Annotated in this window: 13 protein-coding genes and 1 pseudogene; 5 read left to right on the top strand and 9 right to left on the bottom strand. The window is 62.8% G+C overall.

Going from position 1 to position 15596, the window contains the following annotated elements; genetic code table 11:
- The first annotated feature begins 189 nt into the window (after nt 1–189).
- From ACWI6D_RS05475 to ACWI6D_RS05495, 5 genes are all read left to right on the top strand, one after another.
- Nucleotides 190–1971, top strand: coding sequence for a hypothetical protein (locus ACWI6D_RS05475; RefSeq protein ID WP_449133955.1), 1782 nt, complete (start codon nt 190–192; stop codon nt 1969–1971).
- Nucleotides 1968–3446 (top strand): sensor histidine kinase, encoded by a 1479-nt coding sequence (locus tag ACWI6D_RS05480; protein ID WP_449133956.1) that lies wholly within the window; start codon nt 1968–1970, stop codon nt 3444–3446. Before ACWI6D_RS05475 ends, ACWI6D_RS05480 begins: the two co-directional genes overlap by 4 nt.
- Nucleotides 3443–4078: a response regulator transcription factor gene (locus ACWI6D_RS05485; protein ID WP_449133957.1), complete on the top strand. Its 636-nt coding sequence runs from the start codon at nt 3443–3445 to the stop codon at nt 4076–4078. Before ACWI6D_RS05480 ends, ACWI6D_RS05485 begins: the two co-directional genes overlap by 4 nt.
- A gap of 217 nt (nt 4079–4295) precedes the next feature.
- Entirely contained in the window at nt 4296–5051 is a 756-nt protein-coding gene (locus ACWI6D_RS05490; RefSeq protein ID WP_449133958.1) for a DUF4428 domain-containing protein, read from the top strand.
- Nucleotides 5052–5091: 40 nt separating this feature from the next.
- A complete protein-coding gene (locus ACWI6D_RS05495) occupies nt 5092–5892 on the top strand; it encodes a hypothetical protein (protein ID WP_449133959.1) in 801 nt (266 codons plus the stop codon).
- 394 nt (nt 5893–6286) lie between these two features.
- Here the strand turns inward: ACWI6D_RS05495 and ppdK are convergent, their stop codons facing one another.
- The 9 genes and pseudogenes from ppdK to rpsP all read right to left on the bottom strand — a co-directional run.
- Nucleotides 6287–9013, bottom strand: coding sequence for a pyruvate, phosphate dikinase (gene ppdK / locus ACWI6D_RS05500; RefSeq protein WP_449133960.1), 2727 nt, complete (start codon nt 9011–9013; stop codon nt 6287–6289).
- A 52-nt stretch (nt 9014–9065) separates the two neighbouring features.
- The gene (locus tag ACWI6D_RS05505) at nt 9066–9956 is read right to left on the bottom strand and encodes a pyruvate, water dikinase regulatory protein (RefSeq protein ID WP_302937770.1); all 891 of its coding nucleotides are present in this window, start codon (nt 9954–9956) and stop codon (nt 9066–9068) included.
- A 93-nt stretch (nt 9957–10049) separates the two neighbouring features.
- On the bottom strand, nt 10050–12137 hold the full coding sequence (gene glyS, locus ACWI6D_RS05510) for a glycine--tRNA ligase subunit beta (protein ID WP_449133961.1): 2088 nt from the start codon (nt 12135–12137) through the stop codon (nt 10050–10052).
- Nucleotides 12138–12140: 3 nt separating this feature from the next.
- Nucleotides 12141–13103, bottom strand: a complete 963-nt coding sequence (gene glyQ / locus ACWI6D_RS05515) for a glycine--tRNA ligase subunit alpha (protein WP_449133962.1) — start codon at nt 13101–13103, stop codon at nt 12141–12143.
- Between the two features lie 57 nt (nt 13104–13160).
- On the bottom strand, nt 13161–13727 hold the full coding sequence (gene lepB / locus ACWI6D_RS05520; RefSeq protein WP_449133963.1) for a signal peptidase I: 567 nt from the start codon (nt 13725–13727) through the stop codon (nt 13161–13163).
- Between the two features lie 82 nt (nt 13728–13809).
- Entirely contained in the window at nt 13810–14544 is a 735-nt protein-coding gene (gene trmD / locus ACWI6D_RS05525) for a tRNA (guanosine(37)-N1)-methyltransferase TrmD (protein WP_449133964.1), read from the bottom strand.
- Between the two features lie 24 nt (nt 14545–14568).
- Entirely contained in the window at nt 14569–14982 is a 414-nt protein-coding gene (locus ACWI6D_RS05530; RefSeq protein WP_449133965.1) for a ribosome maturation factor RimM, read from the bottom strand.
- A 104-nt stretch (nt 14983–15086) separates the two neighbouring features.
- Nucleotides 15087–15341: a KH domain-containing protein gene (locus ACWI6D_RS05535; protein ID WP_129424398.1), complete on the bottom strand. Its 255-nt coding sequence runs from the start codon at nt 15339–15341 to the stop codon at nt 15087–15089.
- 8 nt (nt 15342–15349) lie between these two features.
- A pseudogene (rpsP, locus tag ACWI6D_RS05540) lies at nt 15350–15589 on the bottom strand (30S ribosomal protein S16); the annotation flags it as partial.
- Nucleotides 15590–15596 lie beyond the last annotated feature (7 nt).

Below are 15596 nucleotides of genomic sequence, written 5' to 3' on the forward strand. Positions count from 1 at the left end.
GTAGCGTCGAGCGACAGCTCGACACCTATAAGATAGCGCCGAAGGCGCGTCACCTATTTGAAAAGCGGCCACAAGGGGGGCGTTCCGCTGCCCGAGCACCAATGGGACAAAGGGACAGTCCCTTTGTCCCAGGCCGCGTGTCCCAGGCAAACGCGCGAAGTTGGGACATGCGGCCAAAACAATGAGACGATGCTCAACTATACTGGCATCATGAAACGCCCGGCCGACATATCCAAGCGCACGGTGCTCGCCATTGCCGCGGCCCTTGCGGCCGCGTTCGCCCTTTTACTGTGTGCCATGCAGGCGTCGGGCGCGCTGCCCGCCCCCGAGCCAAACCCCTTTTCAAGCCGCCGTTCGTCATCGAATTACATGATTGCGCTCGGGCCGCTAGCCGCCGCGTGGGGCTTTAGCGCCTACCTGCGCTGCCCCGATGCGAAAATAGCGCGCAACCTGGTAAGCGTGGCCGGGCTTATCGTGCTGTGGATGCTTGCCGTGCTGGTGAAGTTCCACCTTGATAACGACCTTGTCGAATCGCTTTTGTGGTACTGCTATTACATTCCCATGACGGTCATTCCCCTTCTTTGCCTTGATTGCGCGCTGCGTGCCGCCGCGCTTGACGACAAGCCCGCCACACGCTGCGCAATGCGCGTTTTCGCAGGCATAACGGCGGCGCTCATTGCGCTGGTGCTCACCAACAACCTGCACCACGTCGTGTTCGTGTTCGACTTCGCCGATGCAAGCTGGTCGGGCAGCTACCGCTATGCGCCTGGCTACTATCTCATCGTCGGCTGGCAAGTGCTGCTGTACCTCGCGTTCTTCGCCACGCTTTTCCTTGCGGCGCGCATGCAACTCAAAATCGCGCTCGTTCCCCTTGCCGTGATCGCCGGCGTAGGGGCCGCGCTCAGCGCGCTGTATGCGCTGCGCATCATCGCCATGGTTTCGCTGAACTTCTCGCTGATGTACTGCGTTTTGGTGATAGCCGCGCTGGAGATTGCGCTCGACGTGAAGCTGTTCCCCTCATACTTATGGTACGAAAACGCGTTTCGCAAGCTGCCTTTCGACCTGAAGATTCTTGACGAAGAAAGCAACATCGTCTTCCAAACCGAGCAAGCTTGCCCGCAAACGAACGAAGCCGCGCGCGTTGTGCAGCGCTCGGATACGCTGCCGGCCGAATCGTGGGCGTTTCGCACAACCGGCGTTGCGCACACGCTGTTCAAGGTGTACCCCGTCAGCGGAGGCCGCGCGCTACTTGCGCAAGACGTTTCCGACATAGATGCGCGGCGCGCCACGCTTGAGGAGCAGCAAGCGCAGCTGCGGCGCAGCAACAGCGCGCTTGAGCGGGAAGCCGCGGTGCAGCGCGAGGCGTGGCGGCTGCGCAACGAGCGCGAGCTGATGGCAGACGTTGAAGACGCCCTGAAGGACCAGAGCCTGCGCATCAAGCAGCTGGTCGACGGCCTGCCCGCCGAAAACACCCCGCACGCCAAAGCCAAACGCAACGAAATGCTGACGGAAGCAAAGCTGCTGGTTGCCTATTGCAAGCGCAAAGGCGCCTTGGTGGTGTCCGAGAAAAGCGATCCCGAGTTCGACCGCGACCGCTTGCAGCTGGTGTTTAACGAAACCGCCTCCGACCTGCGCTCCATCGGCGTGGATTGCGCCGCGTTCGTGCAGACCGAGCACGCGCTTGACGCCTGCGTGGTAAGCGTCCTGTACGACTGCCTGTACGATCTTGCCGCAGCGGCAAGCGCCGCCGACGACGCCGTTCTTATGCTGAACGTTCACGAACACGAAGACAACGCCGAGCTACGCGCCATGCTCACAAGTAGCGCCATCGAAAGCGCGCACATGGTCGAAACGCTGGCCAAGCTGCGCGCGAACCTTGCCAAACGCAACACGACACATCGCTTCGAGCAAGATGGTGAAAGCGTGTGCATCTTCGTGCGCGTCCCCATTCCGCGAAAGGACGTGCCATGAACTTCCTTTCGACCTCGGCAAACGCCGTGCTTATTGCGCTTATCGCCGCCTTCTTCCTGCTTGCCTCGGGGCAGGCCCTGCACGCGGCCTTCCTAGCCACACGCCGCAAGCCGGGCAAACCGCCCCTGGCCGCCATAACCTACGAAGCGTTTCTCGCGGGCCACCTTGCATTGGCGTGCTGCGTTGCGTGCGAGGCTTCCACGAACCACGGCGACATGCTCATTCGACTTCGAACCCTCACCGTGGCCATCGAGCCGATCCTGTGGGTAAGCCTAGGAATCGCCTGCCTGGGGGCGGCGCTTGCCATTGTCTACCGCAAGCCGGCCATGACGTTCGAGGTTGCGCTTCTTGTGCTTTGCACGCCGCCCGTCATCAGCGCGCTTGGCCCTGGCGCGATCTACCTGCTTATCGCCGACGCGGCGTTCTTCGTGTTCCGCGTCAGCGCATCGTTGCTGCTTGACATACGCCACCTGGTATGTTCAGTCTCGAAGCTTTCCCTCATCGATGCGCTCGACAAGCTTCCCGAAGGCATCATCTGGACGAACGAGAAGCACTGCATCCTGTACATGAACGACGTCATGCGCACGCGTCTTACCGCGCTGGGGTTCGCCACCGATCTTTCCGACACCAGCAAGCTGTGGACTGAACTCGAAGGCCTCGCAAAGCTGCAGAACATGCCGCACTCGCGCGACGAGGCTCGCATCGAGCTTCCAGGAAAGCAGATGGTGCAGTTCAAACGCGAAACGGTGAGCCTGCGCACAACCACTTGCCGCCTTTTGATGGCCACCGACGTTACCGAGGAAGAATCGATCAACACCGGCATACAGCGCACGAACAGCCTGCTTGAAGCCGCGAACCGCGAGCTGCGCGACTCGCTTGACCACGTGCAGGAGGTGGCAAGAAACGAGGCCATCGTTGCCATGAAAGCGCGCATCCACGACACGATCGGGCAGCGTCTGTCCATTCTGCACCGCTTTCTGGAAGCGCCCGACCCCACGCCCGAAGCGCTTGCCGAGGTAGCGCGGCTGACGCGCGGCATCATCGACGACCTTGACGACGCCGCGGAACCCGACAGCACGGCGCAGCTTGAGGCCATCGTGCAGGCGTTCGCCCTTTCCGGCGTTTCCGTGCAGATTCAAGGCGCGCTGCCCAAGGCGTCCGAAGAGGCCGAGGCGCTGGTGCACATCGTTCGCGAAGCAACTACCAATGCCGTCAAGCACGCGCAGGCGCGTCGCATCGAGGTGCACCTGTTCGCCAGCGATGAGCCTTTAGCCATGCGCATCACCAATGACGGGCGGGGCGCCACCTGCGCCATAACCCCTGGCAGCGGGATACCCGGCATGCGGCAGGCCGCTCAGCACGCCGGCTTGGAATTCCGCGTTGCGTCGTTTGACCCCTTCACCATAGAAATAGTCCGCCTATCAGCCGAAAGCGGCGCGGAGCCTTACGGAGCCGGCCGAAAGGAGCAACCATGATCAAGTTTGCCATCGTTGAAGACCAAGCCATGCTGCGCGAGTCGCTTGCCTGCGCCATCGGCGCGCAAAGCGACATCGACGTGGTGGCCTCGCTTGGCGATGCCGCCTTGGCGCTTGAGGCCGTCGAGACATCTGGCGCCACGTGCGCGTTGCTTGACGTGTGCACAGAGAACGATTCCAGCGGCATCGTCGCGGCGCGCAAGATCAAGGCCGCGCGGCCCGACGTGAAGGTCATCATCATGACGGGCATGCCCGAAATCACGTTCATCGAGCAGGCGCGCAACGCCGGCGTGGACAGCTTCGTGTACAAAAACGTGGGAACCTCCGAGCTTTTGAGCATCATTCGCTCCACCATGGACGGCTACTCCACGTTCCCCTTGGCGCAGCAGAGCATCTTTTCCGACGCCGCCCAGCTTACCGACACGGAATTGGCGATTTTGCGCCTGGTGTGCGAAACGAAAACGCGCAAGGAAATTGCCGCCGAGCTTTATCTCAGCGAAGGCACCGTGAAGCGCCACATTTCCGAGATCCTTGCGAAAACGGGCTACGACAACATCCTGCGACTTGCCGTGCATGCCGTTTCAACAGGCCTTATCGTGCCCAGCATGACGAAGGGGTCGCAAGAGGAGTAGGCTTGCCGCCCCGCTGCAATTGGCACCTCGCCCCCCATAGGCTTCCCGCCCCGCCGCAACAGGCTTTCCCGCTCCGCCGTCCCAGTCCATAAGCCGCAAGTCCTAAGCCCGCAGCCAAAACTAGGCCGCAGGGCGCTTCTGCGACGCACCGCCCTGCGGCATCATGAACTCACGCACAGACGATGCGCGCAGGCATCCGGCGCGAAGGAGGCATGACATGGGACTATTCGGAAAAATGTTCGAGAAGAAGACCTGCGATATCTGCGGCGGCGAGATTGGCCTTTTGGGAAACCGTAAGCTTGACGACGGCAACCTGTGCAAGGACTGCGCGGCGAAGCTGTCGCCGTGGTTCAGCGATCGCCGGCGCTCAAGCGTCAGCCAGATTCGCGACCAACTGGCGTGGCGCGAGCAAAACGCCGACCGCGTGGCAGCATTCAACCCTACGCGCACGCTGGGTTTCGGCACGAAAGTGCTGCTCGACGAAGACGCGGGGCGCTTCCTGGTTGCCACGAACAAGCAGTGGCGCAACACCAATCCCGATGTGCTGGACTTCTCCCAAGTAACCGGCTGCGACACCGAGATCCGCGAAACGAAAACGGAGCTGCACTGGACCGATTCTGACGGCGAGAAGCACGACTACGAGCCCCCACGATACGACATCGACTACGACGTGTACCTCACCATCCACATAAATCTTCCCTTTTACGAAAACATCACGTTCAGGGTGAACGACTACCGCATCGAGCATCGCAGCTCTATCGAATACCGCGAAGCCGAGCGCATTGCGCAGGAAATCCGCTCGGCGCTGTGCGATGCGCGTGCGGCGGCGCGCGAAGCCGGTGCTGCAGCCGCCACCGCGCCCGTTGCCGCCTCCGCGCCCACGGCAACGCGAACGTGCCCCTTGTGCGGCGCCACCACCACGCCCGATGCCTCGGGACGCTGCGAATACTGCGGCGGCACCGTGGGAGCGTAAATCTGCCGTAGGAAGTAAACAAGCTAGAAAGGAAGAGACCATGAAGACCACGAGAATCATCGCCTTAACGGCCACGCTGCTGCTTGCATTCTGCCTTGCACTGGTAGGCTGCGCGCAAACCGATTACACCAAGAATTTCTCCGGCGACTGGAAGCTGGCAAGCATCACCAGCGACGGAGAGACCGCAAACGAAGACGACCTGGCAATGCTTGAAGCCTTCGGCATGACCGTGGGGCTGACCCTCAACGATGACGGAACGTTGAAGTTCACGATGCTCGGCGAAACCATCGAAGGCACCTGGAAGGCGAAAAGCGCCACGGAAGCCGAGATGACCATCGAAGGCAGCACCGTAGTTGCAAAGCTGGCAGACGAGAAGCTGTCGATGGAAGCCGACGGCGAAGCCATGGTATTCGTGCGCGGCACGGCCAGCACCAGCGCCGATGCAAGCTCGGCAGCAGCGTCCAGCGCCAGCAGCATCTCCGATGATACCGAAGAGCCCATGAACGAGACGATTATCGACGACGACCTGATCACCGTCACCATCACGGCGAAGTTCCAGGACTGGACCGGAGCCGTGGGCTACAAATTCACGGCCGTCAACAAAAGCGACCAGGACCTCAGCCTCACCTACCTGACCGACAGCTTCTCGGTGAACAGCAAGATGGTCGATCCGTACCTGTTCACGTCCCTGAACGTGGGAACGAGCGCCGACGACAGGCTTGAGTTCGACGAGGCCGACGTGGCAAGCATCGACGACCTTGTGAACGTCAAGGGCACGCTTGAGCTGTGCGACAAAAACACCTACGACGAGATTCGCCAATATCCCATTACGCTTTCGTAGCGAACAACAACAAAGCGCCGCAGACGCAACGGGGGCCGGTGAACACCGGCCCCCGTTTTTGGGGCAAAGGGACTGTCCCTTTGCCCCAAAGTGTCGCTTTCTACATGTGTAACGCGCCTACGACGCTGTTTTGGCTGGATTGAGCTTTCGCTCAACCTTACAAGGTGTGGTCCCGAATCTTTACAAAGTCGCGATTCCCTAAACGCTTGCGACAAGAATTCGTAGCGTCGAGCAAGCTCGACACCAAATAGATAGCGCCGAAGGCGCGCCATTCTTTTATCAGCGCGGCCGCAATGCAGGCCGCCGTCAGCAACGCACCATGCACCCCCATACCAAAAAGGGAGCCCCCGCGGGGGCTCCCTTCGCATTCCATATTCCGTAGGGCTTTTGCGGGCTATTCTGCCTGCTTGGCCTCGATGGCTGCCTGGCCGGCGGCCAGACGCGCCAGCGGCACGCGGTACGGGCTGCAGGACACGTAGTCCAGGCCGATGTTGTGGAACGTGTGGATGGAGTCCGGGTCGCCGCCGTGCTCGCCGCACACGCCGCAGGTGAGGTTCGGGTTGCCCTGATGGCCCAGCTCGACGCCCATCTTCACCAGCTTGGCAACGCCGGGATCAACCGTGGCAAACGGGTTGTAGGGCAGCAGACGCTCCTTGAGGTACTGCGGGATGAACTCGGCCTCGACGTCGTCGCGGCTGAAGCCGAACGTCGTCTGCGTGAGGTCGTTGGTACCGAAGGAGAAGAAGTCGGCCTTCGTGGCAATCTCGTCGGCGGTGACAGCCGCACGCGGCAGCTCGATCATGGTGCCGATTTCGATGTTCAGCTCGACGCCCTGCTCAGCGGCCACTTCCGCGATGGTCTGCTCGGCAACTTCGCGCAGCTTGGCCAGCTCGGGAACCACGGACACCAGCGGAATCATGATCTCGGGCTTCGGATCGAGGCCTTCCTTCTTCAGCTTGGCAGCAGCCGTGGCGATGGCGCGCACCTGCATGACGGGCAGGATGGGATACACGATGCCCAGGCGGCAGCCGCGCAGACCCAGCATCGGGTTGGCCTCGGCCATGGCGTCGATCTGCTCCATGAGGGCGCGCTTCTCGGCGATGACGCCCTTGTCGCCGCCGGTTGCCTCCAGGCGCGCGATCTCCACGTCAAGCGCACGCGGGCTCTCCAGGAACTCGTGCAGCGGCGGGTCGAGCAGGCGAACGATGACCGGCAGGCCGTCCATGGCCTTGAACATGCCGTAAAAGTCGCCCGTCTGAGCCTCGAACAACTGGTCGACGGCTTTCTGGCGGATGTCCTCGTCCTCGTTCAGGATGAACGTCTGGATGATCTGCTTGCGGTCACCCAGGAACATGTGCTCCGTGCGGCACAGGCCGATGCCCTGCGCACCGAAGTCGCGGGACAGCTGAGCATCCTCGGGGTTGTCGGCGTTCGCGCGCACGCCCAAGGTGCGGAACTCGTCGGCCCACTCCAGGATGGTGTCCAGGTCGCCGGTAAGCTCGGGAAGCACCAGGTCAACAGCGCCGAGCACCACGATGCCGGTCGTGCCGTCCAGCGAAATCATGTCGCCTTCCTTGATGACCACATCGGTGCCGGTGACGGCCGCCTGCTTCTTCTCGGCGTCGATCTTCAGCGCCTCGACGCCGCACACGCACGGCGCGCCCATGCCGCGGGCGATAACGGCCGCGTGGGACGTCTTGCCGCCATGGCTGGTCAAGATGCCCTCGGCGGCAATCATGCCGGCCAGGTCGTCGGGCGTGGTTTCCCAACGCACGAGCACGCACTTGCGGCCGGCCTCGGCGGCGGCCACGGCGTCGGCAGCGGAGAACACGGCCTCGCCCACGGCAGCGCCCGGGGAAGCGTTCAGGCCGCGCGCGAGCACGTCGTACTCGGCGTTCTTGTCGAACTGCGGGTGCAGCAGCTGGTCGAGCTGCTCAGGCTCGACGCGCATGACGGCCTCTTCCTTCGTGATGAGGCCTTCCTTCTCCATCTCGATGGCGATGTGCAGCGCGGCGGCGGCGGTACGCTTGCCGACGCGGGTCTGCAGCATGTACAGCTTGCCCTGCTCGATGGTGAACTCGATGTCGCACATGTCGCGGAAGTGGTTCTCCAGCACCACGAAGATCTCTTCGAGCTGCTGGCCGGCTTCCTCGAGGCCCTCGACGTGCTTCAGATCAGCGATGGGGCTGGTGTTGCGGATGCCGGCGACGACGTCTTCGCCCTGGGCGTTGACCAGGTAGTCGCCGTAGAATTCCTTCTCGCCGTTAGCGGGGTTGCGCGTGAACGCAACGCCGGTGGCAGAGGTGTTGCCCTTGTTGCCGAAGACCATGGACTGCACGTTGACGGCGGTGCCCAGGTCATCGGAAATCTTGTTCTTCTTGCGGTACAGCGTGGCACGCGGGTTGTTCCAGCTACCGAACACGGCCTCGATGGCCAGCTTCAGCTGCACCATGGGGTCCTGCGGGAAGGCCACCACGCCGTCGACGACGAGGCTGGGGTATTCCACGCCCGAGACGTTCTCGGAGAAGATCTGCTTGAACTCGGCCACAAGCTGCTGCAGGTCCTCAGCCGTGAGGTCGGTGTCGGAAGCGACGCCGCGCGCGTTCTTCATGGCCGTGATGGCGTTCTCGAACAGGTCGCCATCAAGACCCATGACGACGTTGGAGAACATCTGGATGAAGCGGCGGTAGGAGTCCCATGCGAAACGGGGGTTTCCCGTCTGCTTGATAAGGCCGTGGATGGACTGGTCGTTCAGACCCAGGTTCAAAACCGTGTCCATCATGCCGGGCATGGACATAGGGGCGCCGGAACGGACGGAAACCAGCAGCGGATCTTCCGCGTCGCCGATTTTCTTGCCGATGCGCTTTTCCAGGTCCAGACGATACTCGTGAATGGTGTCGAGCGCGCCTTCAGGCCACGTGTTGTCGGCGTTCGCGTACTCCATGCACGTCTGGCACGAGATGGTGAACCCCGGAGGCACCGGCAGACCGATGTTGGCCATCTCGGCAAGGTTGGCGCCCTTGCCGCCAAGGATGGCTTTCATGTTCGTGTTGCCTTCCGTGACGTTGTTGCCCTCGGCGTCTTTGCCGAATGCGTAAACCCGCTTGACTTCTGCAGTCACTTTTCTAACTCCTAACCTAAGGTCGTCCTTGGTTTTTACCGGACTTGTGAAATCAGGACTCCTTAACTATATCAGCACCTGCGGGGTGCACCCGTTCGTAGTACCGCAAAATCTCTTGAGCGGTTTCTTCAACGGCGCGATTTTCGGTGTGAACGACGATTGCGCCGAGTTTTCGCATGAGCGCGCGGGCCTTGTCGAGGTCCTCGTAAACGTATTCGGGGTCGGCATATTTTGATGCCACGACAGCAGCATTTCCCAGGCGGCGCTGGCGAATTCCGATGAGCACATCAGGCGTTGTCATCAGGCCGAACAGGCGCGTGCGGTCCACTTCGAACACCTCTTTCGGCGGTTCGGTGGACGGGTCGAGCGGGATGTTGGAAACCTTGTAGCCCTGCTGCGCCAGATAGATGCTCGTGGGCGTTTTCGACGAGCGCGACACGCCTAGAAGCACGATGTCGGCCTGCGTCATCTCCTGCGGGTTGCGGCCGTCGTCGTGGGCGATGGTGAACTCGATGGCCTCGATGCGGCGGAAGTAGTGCTGGTCGGCCACGTGCAGGCCGCCGGGGCGTTTGCTGGGCACCTTGCCCGAGAGCTTCGCGATGGAGCCGATGGCCTCGGTGAGCAGGTCGACGGCCGTAACGCTGGGCTTCGTGGCGGCGTATTCGGTAAGCGCGTGGCGCAGGTCGCCGTCGACAAGCGTGTAGAAGATGAGCACGCGTGCATCGCCGCGGCTGGCGTGCAGCGCCGTATGCTCGTCGATCCAGGTGCGGATCTGCTCGGCGGAGCGCACGTGGGACAGCACCTCGATGTTGGGGTTCGTCTCCCCGAACTGGGCGGCCGCGGCGCGCGCCATGGCCTGGGCCGTCAAGCCCACCGAGTCGCTGATGACGTGGATCGTCGGCAGCGACGTTGTGTTCTCGTGCACGATGAACTCCTCTTGCATGAAGCATGCCTCCTTGCGAAGACGCCTGATGGATACGAAAAAGGGCGGCCGGCCCCCATGGCCGCCGCCCTTCAAAGTTTACACGCTGGCGCGCTATTTCGACTTCGCCATCTTGCCGAAGTCCGCCACGTTGGCGAACACGGCCACGAAGCGGTTGAGCAGACGCAGGCGGTTGTCGCGCAGCGCCGGGTCCTCGTCCATGACCATGACATCGGCGAAGAAGCCGTCGATGGGCGCGCGCAGGGCCGCCAGCTCGGAAAGCGCGGCGGCGAAGCTGTCGGCCTCAAGCGCGGCGGCAACGGTGCCTTCCGCCTGGGCCACAGCCGCGGCCAGCGGGCGCTCCGGCTCGGTGAGCAGGCCATCATCCACGGCGCTGCCCAGCTCGGGCTTGCGCAGGTTGTTCGCGCGCGCATAGGCCGTGGCCAGGTTGTCGAACGTCTCGGCGTCGTTGGCGCGGGCGTCCTCAAGCGCATGGGCGCGCTGGCCGATGACAGCCGGCTCCTCAACGCCTGCGGCAAGCACGGCGTCGATGGTGTCGGCCTCCACGCCGGCGTCGCGCAGCATGACTTTCGTGCGCGTGACGAAGAAGTCGACGACCTCGGCGCGCACGGCGGCGGCGTCGAACTGGACGCCCTGCTCGGCGAACGCCGCCAGCGAGCAGTCGATAGCAGCTGCCAGCGAAATGTTCACGCCCGCCTCCAGCATGTTCACGATGCCGATGGCGCTGCGGCGCAGCGCGAACGGGTCGGACGAGCCCGTGGGGCCCTGGCCTACGCTGAACAGGCCGCAGATGGTGTCAAGCTTGTCGGCCAAGGCCACCAGCTTGCCCACCGTGGTTTCCGGCAGCTCATCGCCGGCGAAGCGCGGCTGGTAGTGCTGCCCGATGGCCTGCGCCACCTGCGGCGTTTCGCCGGAAGCGGCGGCATAGTAGCTGCCCATGACGCCCTGGACGGACGTGAACTCGATGACGGCGTTCGTGACCAGGTCGGCCTTGCACAGCTGCGCGGCGCGCACCAGGTCGGCGGCGTCGGCCTCGGACAGCTGCGCGTCGGCGGCAAGCGCGCCGGCCAGCTTCACCAGGCGCTCGGCCTTCTGCTTCACCGTGCCCAGCGACTCCTGGAACACCACCTTGTCCAGCTTGTTCACGTAGAACTCCAGCGGGTGCTTCAGGTCTTCCTCGTAGAAGAACTTCGCGTCGTCTAGGCGGGCGCGCACAACGCGCTCGTTGCCGTCGATGATGGTGGCGGCACACTCCGGGTTGCCGTTCGACACGATGATGAACTTGTTCGTCAGCTTGTGGTCGGCGTCGTACAGCGGGAAGTAGCGCTGGTGCATGAGCATGGCGTCGACGATGATCTCTTCCGGCACCTGCAGGAATTCCTCGTCGAACGTGGACACGAGCGGTTGCGGATACTCGGACAGGTTCACCACCTCAAGCAGCGTTTTCGCCGGCAGCTCGGCCGTAAAGCCCGTTTCGGCCTCGATGGCGGCCACGCCTTCGCGGATGATGCGCTCGCGCTCGGACTGCGTGGGGATGACGTAGGCGGCGCGCACCACGTCAAGCAGGTTCGCGGCCGTGTCCACCGTGTGCGCCCCGGGGGCAAGCACGCGATGGCCGAACGTGACGTTGCCGGACGTGGCGCCGGCGAAGCTGACGGGCAGCACGACGTCGTCGAGCATGGCCACGATCCAGCGCACGGGGCGCACGAAGTACTCGCTGTAGGCAGCCCAGCGCTGCGAGCGCGGCCACTTGATGGCCGTGATGAAGCCGGCCAAGATGTCGGGCAGAAGGTCGGCCACAGGCGTTGCCGGGATGTTCTTGGTGGCGAACACGTATTCGACGCCTTTGACCTCGCGGCGCTCAAGGTTTTCGGGAGTAAGGCCCTTGCCGCGCGCGAAGCCGATGGCGGCCTTCGTGGGGTTGCCGTCGGCGTCGAACGCGATCTTCGCCGCGGGACCCTTGTATTCTTCCACCAGCGCCTCGGTTGCGTCGGCCACGCCATAGGCCATGACGATCAGACGGCGCGGGCTGGAGTGGATTTCCACGGAATCGAACGGGATGCGCGCATCGGTAAACGCGGCGGGCACCATCTTCTCAAGCTGCTTGTTCGCCGAATCAAGGTCGAACGCGGGAATTTCCTCGACGCCGATTTCGAACGCGAGCGTGTGCTTTTCGGCCATGGGTTACTCCCCCTTCTTCTCATCGGCGAGCGCGCAATCGCTCTCGCCTTCGCCGACGACGTTGGCGATATACGATGCGCAGCATTCCTTCACCATGGAGCGCACGCGCAGGATGTAGGCCATGCGCTCGGTGGCGGAGATGACGCCGCGCGCGTCAAGCAGGTTGAACGTGTGGCAGCACTTCAGCACCCAGTCATACGCCGGCAGCGGCAGGTTGTGCTCCAGGCACAGCCCCGCCTCGCGCTCGTACTGGTTGAAAGCTTCGAACAGGAAATCGGTGTTGCCCACCTCGAAGTTGTACGTGGAGAATTCGCGCTCGTTTTCCAGGTACACGTCGCCGTACGTGAACTCCACGCCGTCGTCGCCGCGCGCCCAGATGATGTCGTAGACGCTGTCGACGCCCTGGATGTACATGGTCAAACGCTCAAGGCCGTACGCGATTTCCACGGGCACGGGCGAGCACTCGAAGCCGCCCACCTGCTGGAAATACGTGAACTGTGTGACCTCCATGCCGTTGAGCCACACTTCCCAGCCAAGGCCCCAGGCGCCCAGCGTCGGGCTTTCCCAGTCGTCCTCGACGAAGCGTACGTCGTGCTTGTCGGGGTCGATGCCGATGGCGCGCAGGCTGCCCAGGTACAGGTCCTGGATGTTGTCGGGGCTCGGCTTCATGAGCACCTGGAACTGGTAGTAGTACTGCAGGCGGTTGGGGTTCTCGCCGTAGCGGCCGTCGGTAGGACGGCGGCAACCCTGCACGTAGCACGTGCGCCACGTGTCGGGGCCCAAGGAGCGCAGCGTGGTGGCGGTGTGGTTCGTGCCCGCGCCCACGGCGCCGTCGTACGGCTGCAAAACGACGCAGCCCTGGCTGGCCCAGTAATGCTGCAGGTTCATGACGATGTCCTGGAACGTAGGCGGCTGGTTTGCGCCTGCGCCCTGCCCCGCGTTCGCGGCGAAGGTTTCGGTTGACATGGTTCTCCTTGTCCTTTTCCGTGTTCCCTTACTTGCCTTGTGTCTGCACGTTTGCGGCTATTCGAGCACGCCGAATTCCGAAACGGGCCAATATACCAGCACGCCCCTGCCCGTGACCGAGCTTGTGGGGACCGCGCCGAAGTATCTGGAATCTTGCGAGTTCGTGCGATTGTCGCCCATCACCCAGATGTGGCCTTGCGGTACCGTGTAGGGGAAGGTGATGGAGCTGTTGGAAAGCGGCAGCGTGGGCTTGCCGTGCGTGTAGGTTTCCGATTGCGCTACGCCATCGATGTACAGAATGCCGTCGCCGGTGATGTTGATGGTTTGCCCTGCCGTGGCGATGCAACGCTTGATAAGCGTGCGACCAGGGATTTCAGGGTCGGTGAACGTGACGATGTCGCCCGCCTCGGGCTCGCGGAAGTAGTAGCTGACCTTCTCGGCGAACACCATGTCGCCGATCATGATAGTTTCCTCCATGGAGCCCGAGGGGATTTCGTAGGCCGTGAACACGAACGTGCGCAGCGCCCAGGAAAGCCCCAGGACGAAGGCGACCATGACAACGATGCTGAAGAAGGTTCTAAGAATGCCGCCGTGCGAGTCGGTGGCGTGTTGACCTGCGCTCATGAAGTACTGCGTTTCCTTTCGATGGACCGCGCGCAGGCGTTTTGCCCCGCGTGCGCTAGCTGCCTATGATACCGCTGGGGGCCTAGCGTCCATCGGCGGTTGATAAAGTCTGCAGAATTGCGCGGTCAGCATCGGTAAGCGTCACGCCCTCAAGCAGGTCGGGGCGCAGCCGCCACGTGCGCTCCAAGCTTTGCTGGCGGCGCCACACGTCCACGGCGCCGTGATTGCCCGACAGCAGCACCGGCGGCACCTCCATGCCGTTGAAGTTCGCCGGGCGCGTATACTGCGGGTATTCCAGCAGGCCGTCGGCGAAGCTTTCGCCGAGCGCGCCCGTTTCGGCGCCCAGCACGCCCGGAAGCTTGCGCACCACCGCGTCGATGACCACCATGCTGGCAAGCTCGCCGCTGGTAAGCACGTAATCGCCCAGCGAGATGACCTGATCGGCCAGCGTGTAGGCGCGCTCGTCGATGCCCTCGTAGTGGCCGCAGATGAACAGCAGGTGATCTTGCTTGGCCAGCTCACAGGCGGCGGCGTCGTCGAAGCGGCGGCCTTGCGGAGCTAGGAAGATGGTGTAGGGCTTGCCTGCGCGGCTGCAGATGTCTTCGTAGGCTTCGAAGATGGGGGCGCATTTCATGACAAGGCCGTCGCCGCCGCCGTAGGGTTCGTCGTCGGTGGTGCGATGGCGGTCATGCGTCCAATCGCGCAGGTCATGGGCGTGAAATTCCAGGATGCCCTTCTCTTGGGCAATGCGCATCATGGACGCGCCCATGACGGAAGCGTACATATCGGGAAACGTCGAAAGCGTTTCGATGATCATGAGGTTCCCTTCTTGGCGGGGCGGTTACAGGTCAAGCAGGCCGTCGGGCAGGTTCACGAAGATGCACCGATCCGCTTCGTCCACCCCTTCAAGGAACTCGTCGACTACCGGAATAAGCACCGTTTTGTCGGAACCTTCGCGCGCTACCTCGAGCAGGTGCTGCCCGGGCATTTCGTTGATGGAGACGGCCGTGCCGATCAGGCCGCATTTCGCGTCGATGACGTCGAACCCCTCGATGCCGCCCTCTTCAAGCTCAAGCACGCCTTCGGGCAGGTCGGCGCGACGCACGAGCACCGAGCAGCCCACCAGCGCGTCGGCAGTGTTCGCGTCGGTAACGGTGTCGAAAAACACGACGACGCCCTTCGCATCGTCGCGGATGTCGCATATGGTGCCTTCGCGCGGCACATCGATGACCGGCGGCACGAAAGCGCAGTGCATGCCCTCTTCAAGCAAGAAGGGAAGACCCGCCACGCTGCGCGCGACGAGCCCTCCCTTGACATGCTTAGCTTTCGTGAATTCGACTACGCGGACCCAAGCGCCCATTAATCGAGCAGCTCCACGTCAACGTGCGTGTTCGTGCTGGAAGCCGCCGCGCGCGCAAGCGTGCGGATGGCCTTGATCACGCGACCCTGGCGGCCGATGACCTTGCCGGCGTCTTCCTCGTTCACGCGAACTTCCACGAAGATGGAACCATCTTCGGTTTCACGCGCATCGATGACCAAGTCGTCCTCATGATCGATGAGCGGACGAATGACGGACTGAACCAGCCCGGCGATATCCTCGGTCTGAGTTGCCATGATGCTTACGCCTGCTCGCGGCACTTCTTGATGAGCGCAGCAACGGTGTCGGTAGGCTGAGCGCCGTTAGCCAGCCACTGATCGCACTTCTCCAGGTCGATCTTGATCATAGCGGGCTCGGTCAGCGGGTTGTAACGGCCGATGTCGTCGATGAACTTGCCGTCGCGCGGGCAGCGGGAATCAGCAACAACGATACGGTAGTACGGACGCTTCTTGGCGCCGTGACGAGCCAGGCGAATCTTAACCATGAAGAGT

The sequence above is a fragment of the Senegalimassilia sp. genome (genome assembly GCF_977052095.1).

Bases quoted from the DNA above. Each gene is read 5' to 3' on its own strand.
- lepB (WP_449133963.1), bottom strand. From the start codon at position 13,727: ATGAGCGCAGGTCAACACGCCACCGACTCGCACGGCGGCATTCTTAGA.
- ACWI6D_RS05505 (WP_302937770.1), bottom strand. From the start codon at position 9,956: ATGCAAGAGGAGTTCATCGTGCACGAGAACACAACGTCGCTGCCGACG.
- glyS (WP_449133961.1), bottom strand. From the start codon at position 12,137: ATGGCCGAAAAGCACACGCTCGCGTTCGAAATCGGCGTCGAGGAAATT.
- ACWI6D_RS05475 (WP_449133955.1), top strand. From the start codon at position 190: ATGCTCAACTATACTGGCATCATGAAACGCCCGGCCGACATATCCAAG.
- ACWI6D_RS05490 (WP_449133958.1), top strand. From the start codon at position 4,296: ATGGGACTATTCGGAAAAATGTTCGAGAAGAAGACCTGCGATATCTGC.
- trmD (WP_449133964.1), bottom strand. From the start codon at position 14,544: ATGATCATCGAAACGCTTTCGACGTTTCCCGATATGTACGCTTCCGTC.
- ACWI6D_RS05495 (WP_449133959.1), top strand. From the start codon at position 5,092: ATGAAGACCACGAGAATCATCGCCTTAACGGCCACGCTGCTGCTTGCA.
- ACWI6D_RS05485 (WP_449133957.1), top strand. From the start codon at position 3,443: ATGATCAAGTTTGCCATCGTTGAAGACCAAGCCATGCTGCGCGAGTCG.
- ACWI6D_RS05535 (WP_129424398.1), bottom strand. From the start codon at position 15,341: ATGGCAACTCAGACCGAGGATATCGCCGGGCTGGTTCAGTCCGTCATT.
- glyQ (WP_449133962.1), bottom strand. From the start codon at position 13,103: ATGTCAACCGAAACCTTCGCCGCGAACGCGGGGCAGGGCGCAGGCGCA.
- ACWI6D_RS05530 (WP_449133965.1), bottom strand. From the start codon at position 14,982: ATGCACTGCGCTTTCGTGCCGCCGGTCATCGATGTGCCGCGCGAAGGC.
- ACWI6D_RS05480 (WP_449133956.1), top strand. From the start codon at position 1,968: ATGAACTTCCTTTCGACCTCGGCAAACGCCGTGCTTATTGCGCTTATC.